Genomic DNA, 4,488 nt, shown 5'->3' with positions numbered 1-4,488 from the left:
AAAAGAAGAATTAAAGGAAAGAGTAACAAAATCACCAGCCTTTTTCATAGGAAAAGACATACTAGAAATGTGTATAACTGCAATTTTAGAAGAAGAAAATATACTACTATCTGGTCCAAAGGCAACAGGTAAGAACCTACTATCTGACAACCTATCAGAAATATTTGGAAGACCACAATGGAATACTTCTTTCCACATAAATACAGACAGTGCATCTTTAATAGGTACAGACACATTTATAGACAATGAAGTAAGACTTAGACGAGGTTCTGTTTACGAATGTGCTGTAAACGGTGGATTTGGTATATTCGATGAAATAAATATGGCAAAAAACGATGCTATAGTAGTACTTCACTCTGCACTTGACTACAGAAGGGTTATCGATGTGCCAGGATACGAAAGAATTAACCTTCATCCAGCGACTAGATTTATAGGTACTATGAACTACGAATACGCAGGTACTAAGGAATTAAATGAAGCATTAGTTTCAAGATTTTTAGTAATAGATATTCCAGCTGTAGATGAAGAAAAATTAATGATGATTTTAAAAAGAGAATTCCCTACAGTAGACAGTGAAAAGCTACTTCAATTCATAGGAATATTCCTAGATTTACAGCTTAAAGCAGAAAACGGTGAAATATCAACAAAGGCAATAGACCTAAGAGGTATGATAGGAGCTCTAAAAACTATAAAAAGAGGTCTAAAACCAACTCTTGCAATTAACATGGGAATCACAGGTAAGACTTTTGACGTTTACGAAAAAGAAATGGTATCAGATATCATAAGAACTAGAATTCCTGAATCATGGGAAAGCTCTGATATATTCCCAAATGATTAGTTCATGCAGAGTAAAGTAAAAGGGTGATCGATATGGCAAAAGGTTTAAACTGGATATTTAACGAATATGAGTTTGACAATAGAGTAAACAATTTAGCTTGGACAGTTTCAGGGAAATACGACGAAGAAATAGATTCTGCAGAAAAAGACTATAGCTCAAAGGACGCATCTATGTACTATGCGATAATTGCGGGTGCTAGAAGAAAATACGTCGATTGGGGAACTGTCAAAAAGTTTTTAGTAAATAGAATAAAAGCTGGATACAACAAAGATATATTGCTTACAATAATACAAATTGTGTTAAATGATGTCGCTGAAAAAAGGGTAATAGAAGAAAGACCTGGAGTAGTAGATATCAGAAATAAAGCGTATTCAGACATTTTAAAGAGTTATTCAAAAATACATAGAGAAGATATTTTACAGCTTCTAAAATATACTTATGTACTTCAACGAATGGATAGACATCCTGTTATGGACAGATTAGTTGGAAAAATACTTAGAGAAATTAATTCGATCGATTCCAACGACGATATAATGAATATTTTAAAAAGGGTAGATGAAATATATCTTACATATTTTCAACACATATTAGATAGCCAAAGTCAAAATGTAGAATTTGCAGAAGAAAATGTAAATGAGGTAGAAGTTAATTTCGATACATTTTCTGATTTCATGCTAGAAGAATTGTACAATGATCAAGAAACTGAAACTGTTGAAACAGAAATAAAAAATCTAAACAGTGGAATGCTAGTTGACGGTATAGGTGATGAAAGAGGAGATGTAGATCTAGAATCGACACCAAATAGAGTAATATATGTCGATGAAGAAATGCTCAACAAGATATACAAGAGAGTAGAATACTACTATGGTAAATCTTATTTAAGTGAAAGCGATAGAAGAAAAATAGAAGCAAGAAACTGTAGAAACGTGCATGAAGGCTGTAGACTTCATTTTACTGATGGAGTTTTAAGATCTCCTTGTGACAATGCGTTTCAGTTAAAATATGTAACTAGACAAAAGGACAATAATATATTTGAATTTCAATTTAAAATAAAAACATTTAGAAGACAAATAAATAAACTAAAAGAAAGCTTTTCTAGATTATTAATAGAAGAAAGCTCTTCTGATAGAGTTTACTCTGATTGTGGAACTATATACGCAAACAAAGCATGGCGTATAGGTAGAAGTAGCAATAACAAAATATTTTACAAGGATGTAGACAATGGAAAGGGTAGATATGTCATAGACATACTACTTGATTCAAGTGGTTCGCAAACTTCGAAACAGTTTATGGTAGCTATTCAAGCGTATATACTTTCTACTGCGCTTACATTAGTTGGGATACCAAATAGAGTTATGGGATTTCTAAGCTTTTTAGACTACACTGTCTTAAAAAGATTTAGAGATTACAATGATAATGTAAGAAAATGTGAGGATATATTTGAATACTATTGTGCTGGGAACAATAGAGATGGTCTAGCTATAAAGGCTACCTGTGATGGACTTTTAGAGAGAGATGAAGAAAATAAAATTTTAATAGTTCTTAGTGACGGCAAGCCAAACGATGTGAAAATAGGCAAGGATACTTCTAGAAGTATAAGAGGAGAAACTGCTTATAAAGGTATAGTTGGTATAAATGATACTGCTATGGAGGTTAGGAGAGCTAGAAAAAGAGGCATAATGGTATTAGGTGTTTTCACAGGTAAAGAAACTGATTTAGAAGCTGAAAAGAAAATTTACGGCAAGGATTTTATTTATATAAAAGATATACAAAGATTTTCTGATATAGTTTCTACATATTTGAAAAAGGTAATAAGAAATTAAATCATATAATTTATAGATAACTAAAAGGAATTAATAAATCTATAAAAAAATAATTTCAAAATACTATTGCAAAATTATGTAATAATTATTACAATTAAAGCTAGATATATAATTTACAATTTTTGTATATTAGATTACAATGTAACGAAAATTTATAAAAATTGCAAATTTATTAACGATAACAAAATGGAATTGCAAAAAACATCACAATTTGTCTATCTATGCTATAATGAATATATATTTAAAGAAAATATATTAGTATTAGTAAATAAAATATATATTTTAGGTTCTGAAATAGATTAATAGGGAAAGAGGTGTAATTCCTCTACAGCCCCCGCTACTGTAATGTTGACGAGTCTCTCGAGCTATACCACTGTGATATAAAGTATCATGGGAAGGTGAGAGATAGGATGATACTAAGTCAGGAGACCTGCCTAGGATATAATAGAGAAATTTCTTCGGGGTTGGAGAGAGTGTCTTAATTAGGAATAATATAAAACTTATTAAGTATGTCTACCTAACCTTTTAAATTAATATGGTTAGGTTTTTTATTTTATTAATACTAATTTATTTTAAAATATATTATTACTTTAAGGAGTGTAGAGAGATGAGATTACAAAAAACAAATATTAAATGGTGTTTATTAGCAGCATTCATGTTAGTATTAGCACCTACAATTTCAGGAGCTATGCATATCATGGAAGGATTTTTGCCTGTTAAATGGGCAGTAATTTGGTATGTACTATTTATACCATTCTTTGTTATAGGTTTAAAGAATATAACAAAGGTAGTAAAAGAACAACCAAAGAAGAAATTATTATTAGCATTATGTGGCGCTTTTGTGTTTGTTCTATCAGCACTTAAGATACCTTCAGTTACAGGTAGTTGTTCACATCCAACAGGTGTAGGACTTGCTTCAATATTATTTGGACCAAGTGTAACAGTTGTTTTAGGAACAATAGTATTGTTATTCCAAGCTTTATTATTAGCACATGGAGGAATAACAACTTTAGGAGCAAATGCATTTTCAATGGCAATATTTGGACCAATAGTATCATATGTCATTTGGAAATTATTAAAAGATAAAGTAAATAGAAATGTAGTTGTATTTTTAGCTGCAGCTCTAGGAGATTTAGCTACATATACATTGACTTCATTACAATTAGGATTAGCATTCCCTGATCCAGTTGGTGGATTTGCAGTATCTGCTGCTAAATTCTTAGGAATATTCTTTGTAACACAAATTCCTATAGCAATAGCAGAAGGATTATTAACAACTATAATCTATAACTTCATATCAGAAAATGAAGATAAGGAGGTACTAGCATAATGACAACTCAAACAAAAAAAGGAAATAGTACTAAATTAACAATCGTATTATTACTATTAGTTTTAGCTATAGTTATCGTACCTCAAGTTATAAAAAGTGGTGCAGAATTTGGTGGAGCTGACGGTGAAGCTGAGGCTGCTATCACAGAAATAGATCCTAATTATGAACCTTGGTTTAGTAGTTTCTTTGAACCAGCAAGTGGTGAGATAGAAAGCTTACTATTTGCATCTCAAGCAGCATTAGGTGCTGGAATAGTTGGATACTATATAGGTGCTACTAGAACTAAGAAAAAAATGAAAGAAGATAAATAATTCTAGAAAGAAGATAAAATTAATGATAATAGATGATTATGCTTATAAAAATAAATTATTTAAAGTTAATCCAAATATAAAATTTAGCATAGGTATGTTATTTTTGATAATATCATTAATTAGTCCTTACAATGTATTATCTATATTGATAATATTAGGTATGAGTATCACAATAGTTGGAATTGC

General features: G+C 30.5%; 4 protein-coding genes and 1 riboswitch. All 4 genes read left to right on the top strand.

Translation table 11 applies throughout. The features are described from left to right. On the top strand, positions 1–838 hold an 838-nt coding region (locus MR593_RS09590), incomplete at its 5' end, for an AAA family ATPase (protein WP_290692273.1). A 32-nt stretch (positions 839–870) separates the two neighbouring features. After that, complete coding sequence (locus tag MR593_RS09585) at positions 871–2,661, top strand: nitric oxide reductase activation-like protein (protein WP_290692271.1); 1,791 nt, start codon at positions 871–873, stop codon at positions 2,659–2,661. Between the two features lie 267 nt (positions 2,662–2,928). Beyond that, positions 2,929–3,113, top strand: a riboswitch (cobalamin riboswitch). A 155-nt stretch (positions 3,114–3,268) separates the two neighbouring features. Beyond that, positions 3,269–3,991, top strand: coding sequence for an energy-coupling factor ABC transporter permease (locus tag MR593_RS09580; RefSeq protein WP_290692269.1), 723 nt, complete (start codon positions 3,269–3,271; stop codon positions 3,989–3,991). Then, complete coding sequence (locus tag MR593_RS09575) at positions 3,991–4,302, top strand: energy-coupling factor ABC transporter substrate-binding protein (protein ID WP_290692267.1); 312 nt, start codon at positions 3,991–3,993, stop codon at positions 4,300–4,302. Before MR593_RS09580 ends, MR593_RS09575 begins: the two co-directional genes overlap by 1 nt. Positions 4,303–4,488: the final 186 nt, after the last annotated feature.

This window comes from Intestinibacter sp. (assembly GCF_022780145.1).
Classification (GTDB): Bacteria; Bacillota; Clostridia; order Peptostreptococcales; family Peptostreptococcaceae; genus Intestinibacter.
Note: the sequence above shows the minus strand (reverse complement) of the source record. Positions and strands in the feature narration are given on the sequence as shown.

Coding starts and splice junctions, on each gene's coding strand:
- MR593_RS09585 (WP_290692271.1), top strand. CDS start 871: ATGGCAAAAGGTTTAAACTGGATATTTAACGAATATGAGTTTGACAAT.
- MR593_RS09580 (WP_290692269.1), top strand. CDS start 3,269: ATGAGATTACAAAAAACAAATATTAAATGGTGTTTATTAGCAGCATTC.
- MR593_RS09575 (WP_290692267.1), top strand. CDS start 3,991: ATGACAACTCAAACAAAAAAAGGAAATAGTACTAAATTAACAATCGTA.